Origin of the sequence: Echinicola pacifica DSM 19836 (assembly GCF_000373245.1) — a bacterium.
In the GTDB taxonomy this organism is placed as follows: Bacteria; Bacteroidota; Bacteroidia; order Cytophagales; family Cyclobacteriaceae; genus Echinicola; species Echinicola pacifica.
In genome coordinates this window covers 334,751-359,777 of record NZ_KB890739.1, presented here as the reverse complement: position 1 = coordinate 359,777, position 25,027 = coordinate 334,751, and the positions used below count along the sequence as shown (strand labels likewise).

17 protein-coding genes are annotated in these 25,027 nt (G+C 44.2%); 7 read left to right on the top strand and 10 right to left on the bottom strand.

Translation table 11 applies throughout. The features are described from left to right. Window positions 1–269 precede the first annotated feature (269 nt). Both B050_RS0106005 and B050_RS23380 read right to left on the bottom strand, forming a co-directional pair. Entirely contained in the window at window positions 270–635 is a 366-nt protein-coding gene (locus B050_RS0106005) for a hypothetical protein (protein WP_018472993.1), read from the bottom strand. Between the two features lie 4 nt (window positions 636–639). Continuing rightward, window positions 640–810 (bottom strand): hypothetical protein, encoded by a 171-nt coding sequence (locus B050_RS23380; protein WP_018472992.1) that lies wholly within the window; start codon window positions 808–810, stop codon window positions 640–642. Between the two features lie 590 nt (window positions 811–1,400). On the opposite strand from B050_RS23380, the gene B050_RS0105995 reads away from it, so the two are divergent. Continuing rightward, window positions 1,401–1,868, top strand: a complete 468-nt coding sequence (locus B050_RS0105995) for a hypothetical protein (protein WP_044201874.1) — start codon at window positions 1,401–1,403, stop codon at window positions 1,866–1,868. A gap of 192 nt (window positions 1,869–2,060) precedes the next feature. Here B050_RS0105995 and B050_RS0105990 read toward each other — a convergent pair whose 3' ends face one another. The 5 genes from B050_RS0105990 to B050_RS22065 form a co-directional block, all read right to left on the bottom strand. Continuing rightward, entirely contained in the window at window positions 2,061–3,512 is a 1,452-nt protein-coding gene (locus B050_RS0105990) for a sulfatase family protein (protein WP_026235678.1), read from the bottom strand. A gap of 69 nt (window positions 3,513–3,581) precedes the next feature. Beyond that, the gene (locus tag B050_RS0105985) at window positions 3,582–5,135 is read right to left on the bottom strand and encodes a sulfatase family protein (RefSeq protein ID WP_083923256.1); all 1,554 of its coding nucleotides are present in this window, start codon (window positions 5,133–5,135) and stop codon (window positions 3,582–3,584) included. Window positions 5,136–5,143: 8 nt separating this feature from the next. After that, the gene (locus tag B050_RS0105980) at window positions 5,144–6,676 is read right to left on the bottom strand and encodes a sulfatase family protein (protein ID WP_018472988.1); all 1,533 of its coding nucleotides are present in this window, start codon (window positions 6,674–6,676) and stop codon (window positions 5,144–5,146) included. 120 nt (window positions 6,677–6,796) lie between these two features. Further along, complete coding sequence (locus tag B050_RS0105975; protein ID WP_157492590.1) at window positions 6,797–8,752, bottom strand: heparinase II/III domain-containing protein; 1,956 nt, start codon at window positions 8,750–8,752, stop codon at window positions 6,797–6,799. 84 nt (window positions 8,753–8,836) lie between these two features. After that, window positions 8,837–9,307 carry an RNA polymerase sigma factor gene (locus B050_RS22065; RefSeq protein ID WP_052308736.1) on the bottom strand — a complete coding sequence of 157 codons (471 nt, stop codon included), beginning with the start codon at window positions 9,305–9,307 and terminating at the stop codon, window positions 8,837–8,839. 254 nt (window positions 9,308–9,561) lie between these two features. Here B050_RS22065 and B050_RS0105965 point away from each other — a divergent pair, with 254 nt between their 5' ends. The 4 genes from B050_RS0105965 (at window position 9,562) to B050_RS0105950 (ending at window position 14,222) form a co-directional block, all read left to right on the top strand. Beyond that, the gene (locus tag B050_RS0105965) at window positions 9,562–10,794 is read left to right on the top strand and encodes a glycoside hydrolase family 88 protein (RefSeq protein ID WP_018472985.1); all 1,233 of its coding nucleotides are present in this window, start codon (window positions 9,562–9,564) and stop codon (window positions 10,792–10,794) included. 189 nt (window positions 10,795–10,983) lie between these two features. Beyond that, window positions 10,984–12,513 (top strand): beta-N-acetylhexosaminidase, encoded by a 1,530-nt coding sequence (locus B050_RS0105960; protein ID WP_018472983.1) that lies wholly within the window; start codon window positions 10,984–10,986, stop codon window positions 12,511–12,513. A gap of 12 nt (window positions 12,514–12,525) precedes the next feature. Then, window positions 12,526–13,779 (top strand): DUF2264 domain-containing protein, encoded by a 1,254-nt coding sequence (locus tag B050_RS0105955; protein ID WP_018472982.1) that lies wholly within the window; start codon window positions 12,526–12,528, stop codon window positions 13,777–13,779. 182 nt (window positions 13,780–13,961) lie between these two features. After that, window positions 13,962–14,222, top strand: a complete 261-nt coding sequence (locus B050_RS0105950; protein WP_018472981.1) for a hypothetical protein — start codon at window positions 13,962–13,964, stop codon at window positions 14,220–14,222. 148 nt (window positions 14,223–14,370) lie between these two features. Here B050_RS0105950 and B050_RS0105945 read toward each other — a convergent pair whose 3' ends face one another. Beyond that, complete coding sequence (locus B050_RS0105945) at window positions 14,371–15,237, bottom strand: 3-keto-disaccharide hydrolase (protein WP_026235675.1); 867 nt, start codon at window positions 15,235–15,237, stop codon at window positions 14,371–14,373. 574 nt (window positions 15,238–15,811) lie between these two features. Between B050_RS0105945 and B050_RS0105940 the strand changes: the two genes are divergently transcribed. Continuing rightward, the gene (locus tag B050_RS0105940) at window positions 15,812–17,218 is read left to right on the top strand and encodes a sulfatase-like hydrolase/transferase (RefSeq protein WP_157492588.1); all 1,407 of its coding nucleotides are present in this window, start codon (window positions 15,812–15,814) and stop codon (window positions 17,216–17,218) included. Between the two features lie 91 nt (window positions 17,219–17,309). Beyond that, the gene (locus B050_RS0105935) at window positions 17,310–19,229 is read left to right on the top strand and encodes a peptide-N-glycosidase F-related protein (protein WP_018472978.1); all 1,920 of its coding nucleotides are present in this window, start codon (window positions 17,310–17,312) and stop codon (window positions 19,227–19,229) included. 243 nt (window positions 19,230–19,472) lie between these two features. Here B050_RS0105935 and B050_RS0105925 read toward each other — a convergent pair whose 3' ends face one another. Together B050_RS0105925 and B050_RS0105920 are read right to left on the bottom strand one after the other, a co-directional pair. Then, window positions 19,473–20,765 carry a DUF3472 domain-containing protein gene (locus B050_RS0105925; RefSeq protein WP_018472976.1) on the bottom strand — a complete coding sequence of 431 codons (1,293 nt, stop codon included), beginning with the start codon at window positions 20,763–20,765 and terminating at the stop codon, window positions 19,473–19,475. Window positions 20,766–20,777: 12 nt separating this feature from the next. After that, entirely contained in the window at window positions 20,778–23,894 is a 3,117-nt protein-coding gene (locus B050_RS0105920; RefSeq protein WP_018472975.1) for a glycoside hydrolase family 2 TIM barrel-domain containing protein, read from the bottom strand. Between the last annotated feature and the right edge of the window lie 1,133 nt (window positions 23,895–25,027).

Sequence of the window (25,027 nt, the reverse complement as noted above, 5' to 3'; positions counted from 1 at the left end):
AAATCAATCAAGCAAACTCCCGAGTAAAATCTGGATCCTTATTAGAGAGGTTCTTCCATTGAGCAGACTTTACAGGTCAAAAACCTCCAAAAAATAAGAAAGCACCGATTCAAGAAATCGGTGCCTTAGTCATGAATAAAAAGAAACTACTACTCCTCTACTAGTTTTTTAAGCGGTTAATAGAATATTGTCCCGCTTTATCTTTTTACTATTGAACCCGAAACACTTGGGTCCATTACTATATATATTTACAGTGGTTTAGTTACTATTTAATAATCAATGAAATTTCCTTGATCATCAATTGATACCATCAGATCTTCACTATCCTCAGTGATGAAGGTGATATCGTAATATTTTTTAGCGCCTTCGGTAATTTCTACAATTTTCTCAAGCTTCAGAGTTGAAAGTAAGGAATCTTCCTCGATTTCATCTACCACAGACTCCGGTAATTCTTCTTTTGCAAGTTCGCGCTGCAACACTTCCTCCTGAGGCGTCTGCAATTCACTTACTCCATCAATATCAGGAATGCTTTCTGTCACCACTTCTGATGATTCAGATTCCTGCTTAGTTGATTGGCTACAAGCACTGAATAATAATGCTACGCCTATACTAATACTATAAACTACCAATTTCATACAGTTACTCTCTAGCTTCTCTAATCTCCTTATTTAAAATATTTGCTGCATATTGAGTATCTCCCTCGGGGTTTTGGTCTTTTTTTAACTGTAAACCCGTAACACCTATTAAGGCCATGATCAATACTCCGATAACTGAGAGCAAAATCAACACCGTCCTTCTCACCTGACTCATTCAGCAACTTTATTTATACTAAGAATATAAGCATAAGCTGTGCCATACCTGTATTTGGCTATTCAGCCCCCTTTTGGGACTAAATATGTGGAAAAAGTGGGGATTTTTTCTACACATTGTGTAGGTAGCTGTTCCCAAAATCCCCAACATTGTGCTATGCCAAACTTCAATTATTATACTTTTTCCTTCAAAAATGAATATATAAACTAATTTTTTCTAAAGCAAGCAATCTCAATTATGCCTTGTAATATTTACTAATATTTTCCACTAAAAACCAAAATCAGGTAATATCTACAAATCGGCAGTCCTTCTGTTTCATTTCTTATAAATGGGCAAGTACATTAAATAGCTAAGGTTCTGGGCCCTGAAAATTAAAATTCTAAGCGCTCCCCATTTAGCCTACCAATATGATGATAAAATAAAGTGAAACGCATTTAATGCAGGCCATTCCCTGCCAAAGCGAATTGGTATCCTCCACCTATTCTGATAAAAATTTTATCAAAATACATTAATATTTATACAAAATAAATGTATTTTCACTAGATTATCGGCATAAAACAACTTCACTAACACATAACATTATTAAAGCAATGAAAATTCTATCTTTTATCCTATTAATGTTCAGTTCTACTTTCTGTTTTGCGCAAATGAGCGAGGAGCAGGAAATCCAACTTATTCAGTCGCAATTCGGCATGGAAAAGAGGGAATTAATAGAAAAGTACATGAACCTATCCGAAACTGAAGCGCCAGCTTTCTGGGTGGTATATCAAAATTATGAAAGTGAACGACAGGCAATCGCAAAAGAACGCATCATGCTCGCCTCACGCTATGTGGAAAATTACGATCAGCTGGGAGATGACGAGATGGATGGGCTCGCCAAAAAAACAATAGCGAACAACCTTAAAAGAAGTAAGCTGCATGCCAAGTATTATACGAAGTTCAAGAAAGCCACTTCAGCCACTCAAGCAGCAAAATTCCTACAAGTGGATGACTATATCCACTCTACTCTCCGCCTCTCCATGCAGGAAGAAATGCCATTTATAGGCGAAATGGAATAATGCACTCATCCTATCAAAACCTATAGCCAAAATTCCTTAAACCGCCTTCCCCACTACCCAGGTCAAGCCCTCCTAAGGTAATGTGGAAGTGATAGCATTAAAAAATCCCTCAGAAACAACTGAGGGATTTTTTTTTGATTTTACAATCACCCGACTTTGCCCCATAGGGCAAAAATCAGGATAATTAACAGATCATTGATTGATCACCTGCTGCAATTTCTCTTTAAGCGCAGTGGTGATTTCAGGACGGTCTAGAGCCAGGTCCTTCTTTTCATAGGGATCATTTTCCAGATCAAAAAGCATATAGGTCCATGAGCCATCCTCTGGCGAACGCTTAGGGATAAATTTCCACGACTGAGACCTAAAGGCATAATCTCCTGAATAGGTATGATGAACCATCTCCTCTCGCCGCGATTTGGCACTGGCATCTTCCAATAAACTTAAGAAGCTAATCCCATCCATTATTTCGTCCTCCTCGTCCTGAAGGATCTCAGCCAAGGTCGGGTAGATGTCCATAATGCTGACCAATTGGTCATTTTGCGTTCCTGGAGAAACCCTATCCGGCCATCTGACGATAAACGGCACTCTATGTCCTCCTTCAAAAAGAGAGGCCTTAAATCCCCTGAGATCTCCGCAGGAATGGTGGCCGTAATCCTTGCCATCATCACTCGTAGGCGTGCCGCCATTATCACTGGACACGATTAATATTGTATTTTCCTCAATCCCTAATTCCTCGAGCTTTGCCATTACTTGGCCGACCGTCCAATCAAATTCGTACACCATATCTCCTCGCTCCCCTGCTTCACTCTTGCCCTTGGCAAAATCCGCAGGAGTACACGGACGATGAGGGGCGACTGTGGGAAGGTATAGAAAAAACGGCTTGTCATTATTGGCATTTTCCTCAATAAAGGCCAAAGACTTCTCTGTCAACGTAGGACCTATGGTCGTATCATCCCAGCCCTCGATCATCCATCCTTCATGCACCTCCGAGGCTGAAATCCCTTCCTTAGTGGCTTGCCCTTTTTCTCGCCAGATTTTTGGCAACCCGAAGGTATATCGGTTTTCAATAAATACATGAGGCTCCATATTTTGCCCGGCCCCCGATCCAAAGAAATAATCAAAACCGAGATCATTAGGACCACCATAGCTAGGGTTCATGAAGTTCACATCTCGCACCCCTTCCACCCCTTTCTCGTGCCAATCCTTGGCCTGAACATATTCATACCCTTGATTTTTCAGGAAATTAATTCCCAAATGCCATTTCCCCCCCACCGCGGTGGCATATCCATGGGATTGCATCATATCGGCTATGGTCACCTCGTCTTTATTGATAAGCGGATCATTGTAAGTGGACCACAGGACTTCTCGCTTCAGGTCCGACCGCCAGGCGTATTTGCCCGTCACAAAACTGTAACGTGAAGGTGTACAAACCGAGGAAGCGGAATGGGCGTCGGTAAACCTCATCCCCTGCTCCGCAAGACGATTCATATTGGGAGTAGGGATTTTGGATGCTGGATTATAGCACTGCGGATCACCGTAGCCCATATCATCGGCCATTATAAATATCACATTCGGCTTTTTGTTGTTTTGGCCAAGTACAGGGATACTCATAAGCATGAGTAGAATAAGACCTAGTTTTTTCATGTGAACGCTATTCATAATTACAGATGATATAGTATTGAATTCTATATTCTCAGATGGGATCTTCCAGTTTTATTCAGCGTCCGACATCCACCAGAGTTGCTTCCAATGCTTAGGGCCGTCATTTTGCTGTGCCTCTCCAGGAGTACTTCTGCCTTCTTTGATGTACTTGGTTAGCAAATCCCGCAGCTCCTGCACTTTCTCGGGATGATCCCCTTGGAGGTTTCTGGTTTCGGCAGGATCTTCGTCCATATCATATAATTGTACTGCGGGTAGGTCCTTCATTTCCTCCACTTCCTTAGGCGTAGGATAGCTCCAGCCGGCAGAACCTGCGGCCATGATCAGCTTCCATTTCCCCTGACGGATAGCAAAACTCCCGTTGACAGAATGATGGATAGTGGCTTCTCTAAAATCACCTGCTATGGCCTCTCCTTGCAGCAGCGGCATGATATTATAACTATCTTCCCCTTCACTAGCGGCTAGTTTATCCCCTACAATTGCAGCACAAGTGGCCATAAAATCCGTGGTGCAGATCGTCTGATCACTTACTGCTCCTGCAGCGACCATGGCTGGCCACTTCACAATAAAGGGAACACGGTGTCCTCCCTCATAGATATCGGCTTTATAGCCACGATATGGACCACTTGGATAATGGCCCTTGGCCACCATTTCCTCCGGCTTGGAAGCTGGAGAACATCCATTATCCGTTACGAAAACGATCAAGGTATTTTCCTCAATGCCAGCTTCAGCCACCGCTTTCACCAGCTCTCCCACATAGTGGTCTACCATCATCACAAAATCCCCATAAGGATTCAGCTCACTCTTACCCTGCCAGTCTCCGGTCGGCAAAATCGGCGTATGTGGTGATGGCAATGGCAGGTATAAGAAGAATGGTTTCTCTGTCTTTGCCTGCTCTTGAATATAGCTAATTCCTCTTCTAAAGAAATTTGGGGTAACATCTTCATGAACGAAATCCGCACCTGTATAGCCGTCTCTCCACCAGCCATAAGTATCCTTGCTTTCCGTATGCTTATCCGGCAAAGCGGTCACCTGACCATTTTCCACATATACATAAGGTGGAATATCCAGGGAGGCCACATGACCATAGGCATAATCAAAGCCCACATCATTCGGATTATGGGTGACTGGCTTGGAGAAATCGATTTCTCCATCCTCATCATGACTCCAGTCCCATCCTAAATGCCACTTGCCAATAAAAGCGGTATGGTAGCCATTACGCTGTAATAAGGAGGCCACGGTGGTTCGGTCTTTATCGATAAGCGCCTTGGAATCTCCCCATAGCACACCATCCTTCAGCGTTGTCCGCCAGTTATATCTTCCCGTAAGAATGCCATACCTGGTCGGGGTGCATACGGCTGAGGAGGTATGAGCATCCGTAAAGCGCATCCCCTTCGCAGCTAGCTGGTCCAGATGGGGTGTCTTGATCTTCCCTTCGGGAAAATAAGCCTGAATATCTCCCAGCCCCATATCATCAGCCAAAATATAAATTATATTTGGCGGGCTTGGTTTTGCAGCTTCCTCCTTCACTTCTTTGGTAGCACATGCATGCAGCAAAATCGCAAAACATATTAAACTCGCTACTATTGGTATCCTTCTTAGACTCATTTTACTAATCATTTATTTTTGATATTTTCTAACTGCTCCTTCATCTGAGCCAATTTCTCCGGTACCTCATTGGCGATATTAGTTTGCTCTTTTGGATCCGCATTCAAGTCAAATAATTGATCTTCTTTAGAAAACCCTGTCTTGATGATCGGTCCCCAAGGCACCATAGCAGGGCCATTATTAGCAGGAATATACTTATACCCCTCCTGACTCAGCAGGGCCAGGTTAGAAAATAGTGCTTCCTGCACCACGAAATCTCTACCTTTAGTATCTTCACCTATAAGGGCTGCCCATGAATCCTGAGTATCGATAGCTTGACTTTGATCATAAGGAATCGAGAGGTAACTCGCAAAGCTTCCTAGCAAATCCACCTGGCTAAACATCGCAGCACTACGCTGACCAGACGACACTCCCTGTGGCCACCTTACGATAAATGGCACGCGTGTCCCTGCCTCCAAAGCGCTGTATTTCCCTCCACTCAGCTCTCCCCAAGGTTTATGCTCTCCGAGCAGCTCTCGTGCCTGGTCTTCATAGCCGTCATCTAGGACAGGACCATTATCACTGGTAAAGACCACGATGGTATTCTCCCTCATCCCTTCTTTTTCCAGCAAGTCCATCAATGCTCCCACGGTCCAGTCCAGCTGCGCGATCACATCCCCACGAGGCCCTTCGTTGGTGATCCCCTGGAATCGCTCATGCGCCAACCTAGGCACGTGGATATCATGGGTAGCAAAATACATGAAAAACGGCTGATCTTCCTTTTCTTTTATAAATTGAGTGGCCTTCCCTACAAAAATATCTGCAAAATCCTCATCCCGCCAGAGCGCGGCCTCTCCTCCAGACATATATCCTATGCGGCTTACCCCATTCACAATGGTGTGATTATGCCCATGCGACCACATGGTGGTCAACTGCTCGGGATGATCTTTGCCTGTTGGGCGATCGCCCACTTTATTTCTGTAACTAACCTCTATGGGATCAGCAGGGTCTAGGTTGACAATATGATGATCCTCCACATAGACGGTGGGTACCCGATCCCCGGTAGCAGGAAGTATAAAACTATAATCAAAGCCAATCTCCAAAGGCCCAGGACTTATCTTACCATTCCAGTCAGGCCCCTCTTCCCCGCCAAGGCCAAGGTGCCACTTGCCGATAACGGCCGTGCGATATCCAGCCTTCTTCATCAGTCCTGGCAAAGTCTCCACTCCTGGCTTGATCAGCGCAGAAGCATCGCCCGGTGCCACCCCACGACCCTTGGCGCGCCAGGCATACTCCCCTGTCAATAAGGAGTACCGGGAAGGAGTACAAGTGGCTGCCGTCGCATAGGCATTGGTAAATAATATCCCCTCAGCGGCCAGTTTGTCAATATTTGGAGTTGGAATATCACCCCCATAAGCCGACAAATCACCATATCCTAGGTCATCGGTATAGATCAAAAGTACATTCGGAGAGGCAGTTTCCTCCTCGGTTTTTTCACTTTGTGAATTGCAAGCCCCGCTTAATAAGGCGATACAACTAAGTAGTAATAAATTTCTTTTCATGTATTTTCTTTTTATGCTAAAACCTTTCATTACGAAAGGATTCAATAAAAATAGAAATTAATAGCTTAAAAAATGAAATTTATACTGAAAGAAACTCAGCTTTATTCTGCTTTCCACCTCTTAAGGCTTGACCATTTTAAGTTCTAATTCCCAGGATCCCTTGAGTTCAGGCTTACGTTCTGTCAGGCTTAGCTTATATAATTTTTCCTGAGACCATGCTTTAAGCAATTGCCCATCAGTGAGGATTTTTTCCTCCACGGCCACCTCAAATTGCCCCTCTGGCAATATCAACGCTGCAATCGAACCATCGGGAAGTGGGATCAGCACCTTATTTGGCTGAGAAAGATCGGGAGCATAGGCACACATAAAATTCAATTGATTTGGCGAGAGCTGTTGATCGAGCTCGTATGAATCCTGGATAACCAGATAATCTCGTCCGGTAAATAGGCTATAAGTACGGATCCACTGCTCCACATGGGCATCAGCAGGATATGCTGGCGCAATATCAATACTATAATCTACGCGCCTCTTTCCTTCCGAAAGGGTAGATATTGCGGCCTTATACTCTGCGCCATTTAGCTGGGACTGTCCATTGACCTGAGGCAGGTTATGGTAATCAGACTGCATCGTCCAGATAGAATATCGGTCTTTGCTGAAGGTTTTGGCAGAGTAAGTCTCCACGCCAATATCCAAAAATATCGGTTGAGTATTATAATATAGGATGAAACTACCTACATCATTATGATTATGGCTTTCATTATTATGCCCTCCCTTGGCTGCCAGGAACAAGCCTCCCTCAGTCCGGGCGGCCATCACCTGGGTATCTGGATAGTACACCAAGGCTTCTTTTTCTCTGTAGGGTGGGTAGGAAGTCAGTTGGTCCGCAAGGGCCACATTATGCAGCGCCCGATCCAGACTCCCATCGATGATCCAGGATTTCTTGCTAGAATCTTCCACGATAGCCGCGGCAAAGCCCTTCAAAGCGGGATCATCGATATACTCCCCATATCGATAAATAATCCCCGGATGAGCGGAAATTTTCGCGGAAGCATCAGCAAAATTCACATAGTATTCCTCGCCAATATGGGTAAACCGGATATAATTCCCCATATTCCGAATAATCTCTTCCTGACTAATATCCAATTCTCCAGCGGTGATGGAGCTTAATAAGTCCAGGTATTCAATCATTTTTCCTGCGGCATGATCCCAATAAGCAGGTCCTTCCTCACAGGCCCCATCTGTTTTATAATAGTTGATAAATTTATCTACTGAAAGTGCGGTTTTTTCAAGTATTGCCAATTGCTTTTCCTTATCTCTTTCCACCATAATGGCAGACATGAGCACATTATAATTGCACCATGGATTCCAGTTATTGACAAATGAAGACTCGAATCCCATCCACCAGAAGTCCTCTCTAGCCAAATAGGGTTCTATCACCCTTTCGCTGATCTCCTGCTCTATCCGCAGGGCCAGTAGTGGTGAGACAGACTCCAGCTCACTGCGGAAATAAAAATATACCCATGACAGCAAATTCGCCACTTCTCCCACGCCAAGGTCAATAATCGGGTCATTGATATCCGGCACGCCAGAACCATACTTCTGAATAGTAAGATGGGCGGACATCGCCCAGGTAGACTGCTCACATATGGCCCAGGTTCCATCGATTATCGCATCAATATACTCCCCTTCCTGAGCTGCCAGCTCAGCCAAGACCAGCTGCTTCAGGTGGCCCACTCGCTCATTTCTAAACCCCTGCATCCTGGTCCTATCCCCTGTCCGCACAAAATCCAAATAACTGCTGACCGGTATGACTGGCCAGTTATATTCTTTGGCCAGCTCTCCCTTCGCGCGAATATCCTCGCGCATCTGAGGAGATAAGTCCCCCAGCTGAGCCTTGATCATCTGTTTATCCGGGAAAATAGCGGTAGGCTCCAGAATATCACCCTTCCAGCCGTCTTTGCTCATTGCCAATCCCAAAAGGTTTCGCTCCTCCTGAGCATAGGCATTAGATACGCCTAAGAGCAATAGCGCAGCGACTACAGCAAAAACTTTCTTAAAAAAACTGTTTTTTTTCATCTTCATTACTGATTAGATAAGAGATTAAATATGGCAATTAAATCCTATCCCTCCAAAGTGATAATAGAATGCTGGGGTAATTCCCTAAGCAATTTCTTCATACGGCATATCCTCGAAGAATCTCATAATGATCATTTCCCGCTGCCGGACAGGAAGGGCATTATAGTGATGCTCGAGAATCTTCTTTTGATCTAGGGTCAAGGAGGAATTGAGGAAGTAGGCGCTGGCATCTACTTTGATCTGAAAAGCCTCATGATTCTCTATGGGCAGATCGACAGATTTTCGCTCTGCCTCAAGTGCTAGCAATAACTTCCGCCTCAGGCAGGCCATCAAATAAGCCTTCACGGACCTGGCTTGACCTATTTTTTTGCGATCATCAATTAACCGATGAAACACATCCTGAATGGAATCCTTCACTTGAGACTTGTTGGAAGTAAACTGCATTCCATATTGGTATAAGGCATCAATATGACGGGAATAAATCCTTCCTAAGGCCTCAATATCACCCATCATAAACGACTGCCAATCTTCAATCTCAATTACTTTAACATCCATGCTTCAGAGCCCACGAGCTTTCAAATAATAATAAAAAGAAAGTTTTATACACTAATATATAAGTATATAACAAAAAATAACAACACAACATAAGTATTGAGGATTTGAAAACAAAACAAATATTCAGAATAGTTTTAAAAATAAATTGTAAATTTAGGTACTTGTTTAGCCGATTGTTCCACCTATGAAGGAAACATTTTGCAAAAATTCAATTCCTCCCAAACAATTTATCCTGATATCAAACTATCTAACTTATGAAAAACAGCTTTTACCAATTCGGACTTTTAATCCCTATATTTCTAGCTTTTGGTGCGTGCAAATCCGAGCCCGCCAATGATACTCAAACCGAACAAACGGTCGCTGAAAACAAAATCACCGATGAGTTTATTCAAACAGAAATTGATAAGGCCGTAGCTCAATATAAGTTTCTTAGCGAGCATACTCCTGAGGACAAGCTTCCTAGAACTTTCGAAAACGGGCAACTAGTAACCTCCGGTACGGGCTGGTGGACCTCGGGTTTTTACCCGGGAACGCTCCTTTATCTTTTTGAAATGTCTGGTGATTCCTCCTTACTACAATTGGCGGAGCAGAAACTTACGATTTTAGAAAAGGAAAAGAATAACGAAGGAACCCATGATTTGGGATTCATGCTTTATTGCAGCTTCGGCAATGCCTACCGCATCACCGGCAATGAGCAATATAAAGACATCATGCTTAAGGGTGCTGAATCTCTGGCGACGCGATTTCATGAGGAAGTGGGACTGATCAAGTCCTGGGATCATGGCAAGTGGAAATATCCAGTGATCATTGACAATATGATGAACCTAGAGTTCCTATTCTGGGCAGCTGAAGCGGGAGGCGATGACCGATATATCGACATCAACCTAGCTCATGCGGATAGCACGATTGCTAATCACTTCCGTGAGGACAATAGCTCCTTTCACGTGATCGACTATGACCCTGCAGATGGCTCTGTGGTCGAGAAGAGAACACATCAAGGCATGGCTGATGAGTCAGCCTGGGCGAGAGGTCAATCCTGGGGACTCTATGGCTTTACGGTAATGTACAGAGAGACCAAAGATCAGGCTTACCTCGATCAGGCTGTAAAAATCGCCGACTTCATCCTCGGTCACTCTAATCTACCTGCTGACATGGTTCCTTATTGGGACTTCAACGACGGCCCTTCTGACTCTACCTACAGAGATGCCTCAGCCGCGGCCATCAATGCTTCCGCATTATTGGAGCTATCCAAATATGTGAAGGATACCGATAAGGCCAAAAAATACCTCGCAGATGCTGAGACAATGATCGTCAGCCTCGCTTCTGACAAATACACTGCCGCTAAAGGCGACAATGGTGGGTTTATCCTAAAGCACAGTGTGGGCTCTCTTCCTCATAAGTCCGAGGTGGACGTCCCATTGACCTATGCGGACTACTATTATATAGAAGCCTTAAAAAGATACAAAGAATGGGACCTAGGCAAATAAGCGAATAGCTTCCTGGCCGATTGACTACGAAAGTGTCACCTCCTAATTCTTATGATTTAAGGGCTGGGTTTTACCTGGCCCTTTTTTATATTTTCACCTCTTATTCTAATATCCATTATGCATCCAGCCCCTGTTAACCATAAGCCCTTTAAAATACTGATTGTCATAGCATTTTTTTGGTCTAGCACCATGGCTATAGCTCAGATCCAACCCCAAATTATTCCCTTTCCAGCAAGCTTTGAGCTCAATAATGGCACTTTTTCTCTGACTGATGCGAGCACCATCTTCACGACAGATGAAGCGCTGACGGACGAACTTTATTACTTCCAAACTGAGCTACTTCGCCGAAAAGGGATGACGATCAGTCGTGGCAAGGATTCTCAATCCGACATTCTACTTCAGCTAGACCCTAATCAGACAGAGGGGTATAGCCTCCAAATCCAACCTAATCAAATCATTATTTCTGCTGCCAAAGAGGAAGGAATATTTCATGGATTGATTTCTGTCCTACAGCTTGCAGAGGCTAGTGCTGTCGAAGAGGGGAAAATCAATATTCTCTGCTGGACCCTTCAGGATGCAGCTTTATTTGGATGGAGAGGGTATATGCTGGACGAATCCCGTCACTTCTTTGGCAAAGAAACCGTCAAGAAACTGCTTGACTGGATGGCATTCTATAAGCTCAACACCTTCCACTGGCATCTCACTGATGCTCCTGGCTGGAGGATTGAGATCAAGGAGTATCCCCGGCTAGCCCTGGTAGGCGGAATCGGCAACCAATCCAATCCTAATTTGGATTCAGAATATTATTCTCAAGAAGACATCAAGGAAATCGTACGCTATGCGGCGGAGCGTAAGATCACCATTATCCCAGAAATAGATATGCCTGGCCATGCGACTGCCGCCAATATGGCCTACCCCGAATATAGCGGTGGAGGCTCCGAGAAATACCCCGAATTCACTTTTCACCCCGCCAAGGAAGGGACTTACCAGTATCTGACCACTATTCTCAAAGAAGTAAACAGCTTATTCACCTCAGGTATGATCCACTTAGGTGGTGATGAGGTGAGTTTTGGCAATGAGGGATGGAAGTCAGACCCAGAGGTAAAGTCCCTGATGCAACGAGAATCACTCCCCAACCTGAAGGCGGTAGAAAACTACTTTATGCAGCGCATGGCAGACTCATTATTTGCAATGAATAGTACCCTACTGGCTTGGGATGAGATGGCTGATGCTGGTTTACCGTCTGATAAGACCCTCCTCATGTGGTGGCGACATGATCAGCCCAAACAGCTGCAATTGGTACTGGACAATAATATCCCCACTATTCTCTGCCCAAGGATCCCCTTGTATTTTGATTTTGTCCAGCAGGAGCAGGACCAATATGGCAGAAAATGGGCGGGAGCCTTCAGCCCTTTAGAGCAAGTTTATGCCTTCAGTATGGAGAAGTTAGGAATCGCCAAGTCACAGCAACACCTCATCAAAGGCTTGCAAGCCAATCTATGGACAGAGACCGTGCATAATGAAGAGCGCTTGGATTACCTCACTTTCCCGAGGATTGCGGCTATGGCCGAGGCGGCATGGACCGCAGTACCTCAGCGAAATTATGAGGAATTCCTAATCCGACTATCCGGACACACCCTTCTATATGAACGAGCAGATTTATATTACTTTGACCCAAAAGACCCTGCATCAACACCCGAACCAGTATTCAAACCTTAAAAAACACTTAGCATGAATAGAAGATCATTTGTAAAATTCATTCCCGCCATGGGAGCGATAGGTAGTCTTGTCCCGCATACCTTACGGGCTGAGGAAAGTAGCAGCAAAGCCCTCCGCTCAGACCAAAGGGAATACTGGGCCAATACCTTATATAAAATCGCTTACCCGGTGCTCACCGCAATGAGCGAGGAAAAACTCATCTCCACCATGCCCGTGGAGACGCCTTCCGATCCTTATGGAGGCAGAAAAGACGTGACCCATCTGGAGGCTCTTGGCAGGACTTTGGCGGGGCTGGCCCCTTGGCTAAACCTTCCCGAGCAGGATACTAAGGAAGGTGAAATGCGTAAAGAATTGGCAGAAAAAGCGCGACTGAGCATTGCCGCAGGCGTGAATCCTGATTCTCCCGATTACCTCAACTGGACCAAAGGCGCCCAGCCACTGGTGGATGGGGCCTTTTTGGTGCATGGGATTATGCGCGCTCCAGAAGCCCTGTGGGCACCACTCCCTGATAAGGTAAAGCAGCAATTTATCCAAGAGATCAAAAATCAAAAAGAGGCCATTCCTCCTTATTATAACAACTGGCTGCTTTTCGGTGCCATGCTGGATGCTTTTTTATTCTTTGCAGGTGATCAGGGTGATTTTATGCGAATTGATTTTGCTGTAAAGAAACATGATGAATGGTACGTGGGAGATGGATGGTATGGAGATGGGAAAGATTTCCATATGGACTACTATAATGGCTACGTGATCCAGCCAATGATGCAGCAGATTTTGAAGATTGCGGCTGAGAAAAGGAAAAGCTACCAGGAATTATACGAGAAAGTTCAGAAAAGGATGATTCGATTTGCCGAACAGCAGGAGCGACTTATCTCTCCTGAAGGCACTTACCCACCTATTGGCAGATCGATTACCTATAGAGTGGGCGCCTTTCAGCCTTTGGCGGAAGTGGCCCTGCAAGACAGCTTACCGGAGCATGTAAGCCGTGGCCAGGTACGGGCAGCCTTAGGAGCTATCATCAATAGACAATTTGAAGCTCCCGGAACCTACGATGAAAATGGCTGGCTTCAGATTGGATTTTGTGGACATCAACCAGAAATGGGTGATCGCTATATCTCTACCGGAAGTCTGTATCTATGCACTTTGGGATTTTTGCCATTAGGCTTACCCGAAACGCACGCTTTCTGGACCAATGAGGCGGAAGATTGGACGGCTAAGAAGGCCTGGGCAGGAGTCACCGTGCCCGCCGATCATGCGATTTCTTTCTAAATTGAGTAATAAAAACTAGTTTTATGGTAAAAAAAACATGGTTTTATTCAGCGATTGCCAAAACTGGTATCGCTTTTGCTAAATAGTCTAATATATAACTATTAGAGGTTTAAGTTTAGCGAAACCAACTTAGTTATATCTTTTAAGGATAAAAACCAGCTAATACAAAACCATTGTTTATCATGAAACCACTAATCAATTTTAAGTCGATCTATTTGTCTATTTGGGGTGTAATTGTATCTGCTACTCAGGCTTTTGGTCAGCTCCCAAAGGGAACTCCAATGGTGGAAGATTCGGGTATTAACACCAATGACAGTGCGGAGGTAATTATCTATATCGTACTACCTTTAGTGGTCCTTGTTCTTGGTTTGGCTTGGTATTTTTTCTATAAAAAGCCTCAAAAAGATAAGATAAAAAAAGAAGCACAAAACCAGAGACGTTGATATAATCTCAGTCTGGCAGCAGGATTCCTACTGCCAGACTGAAACTTCGTTACTGTAGTTTTGTGCTATTTTTCTTTCATTCCCATAGTAGGAGAATGAATGATTTATAAATGCTACTTGCTAGCATATGTTTTTTTACAATAGTATTTTACCTTTCTCGTAGCTGCTGAAGGACCTTTTTAAGTTCATTTTTATCCTTCATATAAGGTGCAAGATCGAAAATCTCCACTTTTCTAAAATCTATCGGATGACTTTCGCTTTGCAAGGAGATAAATCCTTCGGTAAGCATTTTGCCATCTTGCTTAATCGCTGGATCCACAGGATCCACATTGCCGCCGCCGATCTGAGGGGAATAATACGTCAAAACAGTATCACCCTCCACGATATGCTGAACTACTGAATCCGCTAGAACTAAGAAATCTGCCGACACCCATTGTTCTCCATGATAGGTCTTGGAAGTGGATTTCACACAATGAGGCGTAAACAGCTCTCCTTCCATCACCACATTCGTCCCTGGCGTGCAGAGATTAGAGGTGGTACGATCATGCTCACCATCACCACCGAGCAACTGCCCTTCGATGGAGATCGGGAAATTCTGATCTTTCAGCATGGTACGCGGATCCTGGCCATGAAGCATCGCTCCACTATTACGCAGTGCCCAGCCTTCTCCGGCAGGCGCCTGATCACCCACAAAGCGGTATTCCAAATGAAGTAGATAGGCCGAAAATGATTCATCATAAAAGATATGTCCATACTGCTTATCAAAATCGGTGTATTCATCGTACCGAACTTTCAGCATTCCATCCTCCACACGGAAGGTATTTCCATAGTTTTCATCCAGCTCATGCTTGGCAATTTTTATCTTCCAATGGTCCATATCCTTTCCATTAAATAAGGATTTCCATTGACCGGAAACATCTGCAAGGGGTTCTTCCACAGCGGTTTTGTTATCCGAAGAAGAACAAGCGACGGACATACAAGCAACGATTGCCAAAGGCAAAAATATTTTTTTCATTTCGGGTATAATTATTTGGCTTAATAGATTTTAACCGTGGCTTAGCTTGCCCTTCAGCCTGCCTAACCACAGTTTAAACCATTAAATTAATTCAGAAGAAACGTTTTATTGGTATTTATAAAGAAAAATTTCAGAATATCCTCAAATCATTTCTTTTCCCAACAGAATATCCACCATGGATATAATTTTATTTGACTAAGTAGAACTCTCTTAGGATTGATTTTAATCATTAAATAAAACCAATATTTATACCTCAGGGAATGGCGATTAGATCCTATAAAAGCTGGGATAGCCATGGCCAGCCTAACCGAGCCCTCAAACCTAAGCCCAGCCCCTACTCAAAATAATATTAAGTAGAAAACCATTCATCGCTAAATAAAAAGCTTTAAATTACTCTACTTCACCCGATTACAGCCTTCCTTAGCGGTCAAAAACAAAAGAAATGAGGAGGAACACTTGGCTTATTTATTGAAAAAAATAAAAGAAGTCTAGATTATTTACTTAAATAAAATAAAAAGTTAGCTTTGTATTAGGACTATATCCCTACTTACGGGCTAATAAAACCATAATTATCATGCAAACTCAAGTAAAACCTTGGCTGAACCTCGTTCTCATCACTCTTCTACTGATGGGCTTACAGCCTAAAGCGATCAGCCAGAGCCTAAAAAAACCCAATATCCTAGTTATTTTAGGAGATGACCAAGGCACAGTGGATACCCATGCATATGGCTCCACCGACCTCCACACCCCAAACTTGGACCGAATCGCCAATGAGGGAGTTCGATTTACGCAGTTTTATGCTGCAGCTCCTGTATGCTCCCCGTCCAGAGCAAGTTTACTGACGGCCAAATACAACCAAAACGCCAGGCTATTTGGAAATGTATCCCCTCCACATAGTGACCCGGAATATAAATCAGGCTTGCCAACCGATGAAATCACCATGGCGGAAGTCTTCAAGGCTGATGGCTATGAAACGGCATTAATTGGCAAATGGCACTTAGGCCATTCCCCTGAAAAACTCCCTAATGGTCAGGGCTTCGATTATTTCTTTGGTCATCAACGTGGATGTATAGACAATTACTCTCATTTCTTTTTTTGGCATGGCCCCAATATGCATGACTTATACCAGAATGAGGAAGAAATATACCGTCCAGGTGAGTTTTTTGGGGACTTGATGGTGGATGAAGTAAAGAAATTTACGGCCAAGGATAAGGAAGATCCTTTCTTTATTTATTGGGCGATCAATATGCCTCACTACCCTTATCAGGGTGATCCAAAATGGCTGGAATACTATAAAGATCTACCGGAATCCAGACAGCTCTATGCCGCATTTATCAGCACTTATGACGAGATGATCGGTGAGGTACTAGACCATTTGGAGGCCACAGGTGAGCTGGACAATACCATTATTGTCTATCAGTCTGACCATGGGCATAGCACAGAAGAACGCGCTTATTTTGGTGGTGGAAGTAATGGCATTTACCATGGCGCAAAATTCTGCATGCTGGAAGGTGGCATCCGTGTGCCAGCCATGATCCGCTACCCCAAAGCCGTCCCTGCTATGGCGGTGAGAAATCAGATGGCCAACAGTATCGACTGGCTCCCTACCTTGGCAGAAATCACAGGCACCGACATCCCAAATAAAGAGGAGATCGATGGCAAAAGCCTAATGCCTATCATCAATGATATAAATGCACCCAGCCAACATGAGGTGCTGCACTGGGCCACTGGCGATCCGGAAAGCACCACCGACTCATGGGCCGTGCGAAAGGGAAACTGGAAACTGCTGGGCAACCCCTGGGACTCTGAAAAAGAGCTAACCTTCGGAGATGAGGACAAATTATACCTCGTGGATATGTCCAAAGACTCCACCGAAACCACCAATGTGGCCAAGCAGAATCCTGAGATTTTGAAGGAGCTATTAAAGCTTCATACTGATTGGAATCAGGAAATGATCCAGCTGAAACTCGCAAATCAATAATTGCCATACCAGACCTTTAAGGAATTTCAATAGCCTCCCTAATTACCCTAGGGAGGCTATTATAGTTTTATATTATCAAGACCAACTATCAATGAGAAAAATTCATTTATTTCTTTTCATCTTATTATTCAGCACCTCTCTAGTCCATGCCCAATCAGGCGACACCCTCAGGGTGATCAGTCATGATAATATTGAGGTGGTCACTGATCCCTCCAAAGGCGAAAATAGCTATACCCACTGGGCCAGGTTCCCAGAAAAAGAGGTCCCCATACGGCAGATCCTATTGAAGATCAAATTTGCCTGTCCAGACAATATGCGCTGTGCGGACTGGGACTATGTGGACCATATCACCATAAAACGCCAAGGTGGCCTCCAAGGCGAAATGCTAGATTATGAAATAGCCAGAATGCTCACCCCTTATGGAGGTGCTTTTGATAAGGATTGGGAATTCGAATGGAAGGTGGATGTAACCGACTTCAGCCTCATCCTTCGAGACAGTGTCGAGATCGAATACAAGCACACCGGATACGAGCCCAATCAGGACCGTGGATGGAAGGTGACCCTTGCTTTTGAGCTGATCGAAGGCAAGCCAAGCATGGAGCCCGTAGCCATCCATAAGGTGTACCAGGGTTCTTACGCCTACGGCAATGATGACAACCCTATAAATGAAAGCCTCGCTCCCTTCACCATCTCCAAAAATCCGGCCACTGAGCTTGGACGATTCAGAGTCATCCAAACCGGACATGGCATGGATAGACCTGATGGCTGCGGGGAATTCTGCGATAAATTCAGGGATTTCCTCTTCGATGGAAAAATCCTCTCCAGCCGACAAATGTGGAAACAATGCGGCAGCAATCCCCTATACCCCCAGGCGGGAACCTGGATCTTTGATCGCGCTAACTGGTGCCCTGGCGATCTGATTCAGCCCGACCTCTATGATGTGAAGCTGTCCGAAGCCAGCCATAGCCTGCAGCTGCAGATGGAAGACTATTCTGCTCCGAAACCCAGCGCCAGCGAATTGATATCCGCATACCTAATAGAATACAAGCACTACGAATCTAAGAATGACGTAAGCCTGGAAGAGATCATCATCCCTTCTGATCTAGCCATTCATAGCCGGCAAAATCCCGCCGCTTTTGGTCCTACCATTGTGATCAAAAATAATGGAAGCGAGCCTCTAAAAAAAGTACAAATCAAGCATGGTCAAGCCAATGCAAAACCGGCCAGCTATACCTGGACGGGCCTCCTGGCGCCAGGTCAGACTGACACCCTGCGCATGGAAGGCCTCATCCCGCAGCAAGGTCCGCTAAACTATCAGGTGGAACTTCTCCAACCTAATGGAAAGAAAGATGGCTATGCGCTAGACAATAAATCCCAAAGTCATTATTCGCCTGCTCCTGTCCATAATGGTGAGCTAATACTCTATATCCAAACCAACCAAGCCTCCTTGGACAATGCCTACACCCTGACCAACTCTGAGCAGGAACTGGTAAACCATAGGGAGCATGGCAGCTTGGAGGCGGACAGCATCTACAGGGACAGCTTGCACCTTCCTGCCGGAAACTACAGACTGCACCTCACGGATAGCGCAGGAGATGGACTCGAGTTTTGGTATAAGACCAGGGCTGGTCGTGGTAACGTAATTTTGCTTAACGGCAATGGAGAGATCGTAAAGAGCTTCGACTCTGATTTCGGTAATGAGATAAACTATGATTTCATCGTAAGTGATCAGCCTGATGCTATTCCATCTGAGGAAATCTCCCTGGGCGTATTCCCTACCCGTGCCCAGGATTATACCATCTTTGACTTCTTGGCCAATCAGCCAGAAACCGTAATTGTCAAGCTAGTGGCTGATCCAAGTGGTGAAGTGGTCGAGGAGCATCGCTACCAAGATCTCCAGGAAGGAAAGTTTACTTTTGATCTAAGCCGCTACCCGAAAAGCCGCTATTTCTTCCAGGTCTATATCGAAGATAAGCTGATCTACAATAAAAGATTACGAGTAAAAGAATAGCTCATCAAAGCCAGTAAGCTAGTATTCCCACAGTAATTCCCCTGGAGGAATAAAAATCCTGTTCTATTAAAAAATCATCTACTGGAAGCTTAATTTTTATTGGCTCCCACGCCATAAACAAAAAAAACACAGGGAAAGAGATAAGCTGATAAGCCATAGAGTGCCAATCAGTTTATCTTCTTCACCTGTGGTTTTACGTTCAGTGGACTGAGAAATGGAAGTTTCTACGAGTCCTGAACCTTATTATGGAAGTGCGTCAAAATCTATTTGAGGAGTCTTATTGGTTTTCTCCCTTGTATATTCTGAGTTTAAAGGAACTGCTGGCGCAAAATAACCTCCATTTTGCAGGAAGAACTGGCCATTTTCCTCGCCTCCAGCGTAGTCTGTTCTATATCCCCTAGTGGCAATATCATCACCTGTAAACCTCGCCTCAGTCAGCTCATGCCAGTTACCATCAGTATCCTGCGCCCACTGGTTTCCATAATGAGCCTTACGGCCAATATAACCATTCTTATCATTGAAATTCTCCAGGAATGAATGAGGTCGCTTATACCAAGTGTCCGTTTGTGGTCTTAGGAAGCTCGCGATTAGCTGCCATTCGCCTATTTCGGGGGCATAAAAATACGCCGTATAGATAGTATTCCCTTTTCCATCTGGCTCCACCGCGTTCAGGAATTGATAGGTATTACCAGTTATCCACTTATACCTTCTAAAACTCTGCCCACCAGAACCCTCATTTCCAAATTCTCCGGTGTTCACCTCTTCACCTTTTTTGAGCAATTTTATTTTTTGGTCTTCAGGAATTTCATCCGGATTGTCGGTATGAAAGGGACTCCACACGGAGAAGAGTATCCTTCTTTCATCATCGCCATTCACTTGAATGCCAAAATATCCTTCTCCAAAGCCATTGGCCATATAATATGAACCATTAGGATCCTCTCCTTTGGGCACTGTAATTTCGTTATAAAACCATTTGAAATCCTTATCCTTTGGCAAGGCATAGCTTAGGTGCACGGATGGTCCTCTCCGTCCCCAGTAAAACCGATTGCTTTCATTATCCCGGACGAAGGTAATTTCCTCCTCCGAAGGGGAGTTTACGATTAAGGAATTGATGCTCGCAAATTCTGAGGAGGAACGTTCGGTTCCCTGTAAATCCACCTTGGCATAGCCACCAGGCAAGTCAAACAGTCCGAGGTTCAGGGTGTCTGAACCTTCCGCAGGAATGGGGATGGTCTTCTGCTCATCGCCGACTTTGACCGTCAATTCTGCGGGACCTTCAGTATCCTCCATCAGCAATTGAAGGTAGGCTTTCTGAGGGTTTTCGGTTTTGAAATAGACACTTATCACCGCCTCATCGGCAGTCCATTCACGGAGACCTTTCTTGGTGATCTTGGCACCCTTGCCCTCGGTGAGGTAGGCATTGCCAGCCATTGGGATTTCCACTTTGGAAGCATAATCATCCTTGAACACCTCTGTTGAGGTCTGCTGGCAGGAAATCAAGCCACCCAGCAATAAAGCACTTAAAAATTTGTTCATAAATATTTGGGGTTACTTCTGAAATGGTTCTATAATATAACTGTAGGAATAATCCTGAAACGGCACTCTATATTCTTCCAAAGCAAGGGAACCCCAGCTATTGATACCGGCCACTCCCATCTGCATATGGTCAATATGAAGATTGGTAAAGCCATTTGGCTCTAGTTCACCAGAGTGAACATTCTTCTTTTTTGGACCGGGATAGAGCTGATCGATGCCATAAGGCAGGGCGCTGACACTAAGCAAGTCACCCACGGCATAGATCTTCACTCCTTCTTTGCCTGCTTTTCTGAGCTCCGCCCATCTTACATCTGTCTTATTTCCTGATTCCTGTGGGCGGATATAAGGGTGATATTGCTCCTGCACAGTTCCAGAATAGCGAGCCACCTGGGCACTAAACTTCCTGTCTTCATAACTCTCCCAAGGCCCGCGGCCATACCAGGCAAACTGTGCCAGATCCGCAGGCAAACGCAGGTCATTGCCTAATTTAAGTAACCACTCATGCTCTCCTTTGATCGCTTTAAAGTCATTGTCCACCTTCACTTTGCCCATTTCATCAAAAGAATACACTTGGGTAAGGGAAGCATCTCCCTCCAGGACTTCATAGGATACCGTCACCTGATAGCTTCCATCCTCTGCTTTCTTATGGTCCAGGGACTTCATCTGGCTGACCGTACCATTTAGGTAATCCATTTTGCGGTTTAGGCCACCACCAAAATCATTATCCACCAAAGGTCTGAACAATGCCAAAGAAGGACCGTCCACAATCAGCAATTTCTTAGCCACCTTATACTCATGAAAGCGACCAGTGGACTTATCAAATACCACACTGAAATGCTTATTCTCTATTTTCAGTTTTCCGCCCTCATCGCTCACGGTAACTTCCGCTGCTTGTGGCTGGAAGGTCGCCAGCACGGGTGCGGTCAGCGGAAATTCCGCTTCTGCCAGTAAGGTACCCGGACTCATGAGTCCTTCTTCCTTGATGATCTTGCCTTCCACTTGTAGGCGATATTCTGAAGAAGCATCCGTCGGAAGCTCAAATGGAATGCTGAGCTGAGTTTGTTGACTCGGAGCCAGAGCAAAGGAGCCTATACTTTCCCTTTTGATCTCCTCTCCATCTTTCAATAGGATCAGCTCAAACGTATAATTGGAAAGATCTCTGAAGAAGTGCTCATTTAAGACGCTGAGTTTTCCATCTTTGGTCAAGGCAAAACCTACTTCCTGGTGCACACGGCGAACCTCATAGGCATGTGGATTCCATCTTCTATCAGGCATGATCACCCCATTCACGAGGAAGTTGTCATCACTAGGAGTGCCTTCCGGCCCCCAGTCGCCACCATATCCAAAGATGGTTTTTCCATTCTTCTCCATATAGACGCCCTGATCTACCCAATCCCAGATATAGCCCCCTTGGAGGCTAGGGTATTTCTTGATTACCTCCCAATACTCCTTAAAGTTCCCCATGCTATTTCCCATAGCGTGGGCATATTCACTCATGATATAAGGACGGGAAGGGTTACTTTCAGCATAGCGCTCCATGGATTTTGGATGGGGGTATTGAGGGACGATGATGTCTGTATTCCACTCATGGGTGGACCGCTCATACTGTACCGGGCGAGAAGGGTCAAATGCCTTGATCCATTCATAAGCTTTATAGAAATTATATCCATTCCCAGCCTCATTGCCCATGCTCCATGCCACCACGGAAGGGTGGTTTTTGTCGCGATATACCATTCTTTTGATGCGAAGCATATGTGCTTCCAACCATTCGGGATCATTGCCTAGGCTACGCTCAGGGCTATAATACATCCCATGAGATTCGATATTTGCCTCATCTATCACGTAAAACCCATAGATATCGCAGAGCTCATACCAGTAAGGATCGTTGGGGTAATGCGACAGTCGCACCGCATTCATATTTAATTCCTTCATAATCCGCACATCCGTCTCCATCTGTTCTTTGGTCATCACATGATGGGTCTCAGGATGGGATTCATGGCGATTTACTCCTTTGAATAAAACAGCCTTTCCATTTACCAAAAATTGATTCCCTACAACTTCGTAGGTTCTGAAGCCGACATTTTGGCGAATGGCCTCTAAGGTCTTTCCTTCTGAATCTGCCAATACCAGCTCAAGCTGATACAGGGTAGGGATCTCTGCCGACCAAGCCGAAACACTTGGTATCTCAGTGGCAAAATTCAAAACGGTCTTGCCCAGTTTACGCTTCAGGCCAGTGGTTTTCTGCGTCTTCTCATAAATCACATTTCCCTGAGGATCCATTAATTTTGCCCTTACGGTATTCTCACCTTGCTCCTCATCCATTCTATTCCACAGGTCCACGGTGACATTAAGCAAGCCATCGCGGTAACTATTTGTTAGTGGACTTTTGACAAAAAGGTCGTAAAAATGCACTTTAGGACGGCTATAAAGGTAAACATCTCGCTCGATCCCAGAGATTCTCCAAAAATCCTGAGCTTCCAGGTAAGATCCATCATGCCATCTGCGCACTTCTAATGCTATCAGATTTTGGCCTGGCTTCAGGTAATCGGTAAGCTCAAATTCTGACTCCAGCTTACTGTCCTCACCTAGCCCCACATACTGCCCATTCACAAATAGCTTAAAGGCCGATTTGACAGCACCGAGATGAATGAAAACCTGCTCATCTGACCATCCTTCAGGAAGGCTGATGCTGCGGCGGTAGATACCTGCAGGGTTTTTCTCATTCTCTATATAAGGAGGATTGGGATTGCTTACTGCAAATTCAAAGGGGTGGTTTACATAGATAGGTGTGCCATAACCGTTGAACTCCCAGTTGGCGGGCACCTGAAAATCATCCCAGGTGGTATCATCAAAATCCAAGGTATAAAAGTCCTTTGGCAATTTGGTGTAATGATCAGTCCAGAAGAATTTCCATGTACCGTTGAGGTCTAGGAAACGCTCAGACTTAGCCTTATCGCCTTCCAGCGCTAGCGCTTGGCTTTCGTAAGGGAAATAAGAAGCCCTCATGGGGAGTCTATTTTCCTCCTGTACCATGGGATTTTCGAAGATGGGATCAGGTGATCGTTCCTGAGCCATAGCTTGGAGTATAAAGCCAAATAATGCTAGGGTTAAGCAGACTTTTGATTTCATGAAGATGTATTTTTGAAATAAATGCTAATTGAATATTAGACAAAAAGAAGTACCAAAAATTACATTTACTTTTGAAATATGCAAATATTTGGTAAAAAAGAAATAATACGAATGTTTATTACTCAAAACAAAAATTAGCTTAGCACGCTTATTCTTGTATTTAGGAACTTCAAAACCATTATCTACTACTAAAACAAGCGGATATAAGGGTTCTTGGGACAGGAAAACATAAGAAAAAGAAATATTTTATTATAAGTATTTTTTTCAACACTCAACATTCTTTCTTTTTATCAGGCTGACAAAATACGTATTTGAGCGAACTATCGGCCTAGGACAAAGTGAAGTTTGGAACAGAATGAGCAAATTATAGTCCTGCCTATCCGCGCAGATTCCACTTCATCTCAGGGAGTCTGGCGCCTATCCCTTATCTACCATCAGAATATTTTTGCAATCTTAAAGTTAGTAATAAGTACCAAAGCGAAATAAGAACCTGCACATGGATAATAGGTCTAAATCCTCACTAGCCTATTCCATATAACTTTTCAATCTGAAGATTAAATAGGAGGACCACTTTTCGAAAGGCATATCACACCAAAACGAAAACAGTCTGTTTTTCAATATTTAAAGTAAACATCGGCTGTTTCATCAATTATTGAAACCTATATTAGTCATCTTTACGTGAAATAATATTTTTTATAAAATTTTTTAACCCAGCTAAATCAAAATCCCAAAAACACGCCTTTAAAACCAAAGCAATAACCTTTCTTTTTGTTTTTCATGCACTTAAAACACTTTCAATTCATATACATTACTAGCCAAATAGCATCAATTCGAAAATAATTATTTGCGAATATATTTTATTATACAATTATTCATAATATATTATGTTGCTGTTAAGGCAACGTTTCGAAATAATCATCCAAGAAAACTCTAAAATGAAATGATTTGAAAACAAAATAATTGTGCCTCGAACTAGGTGATATTTACCTAAAACAGAAAATAATAGCTAGCGGTACTTCCTAAGATAAAAACACCATCACCTATCGCCCATAGCCTCACCAGCTATCCCTACCACCACCAATCTTCATAAGCCCTCAGGGCCATGGAGAACTGGCTAAAACTACCACAGGGCC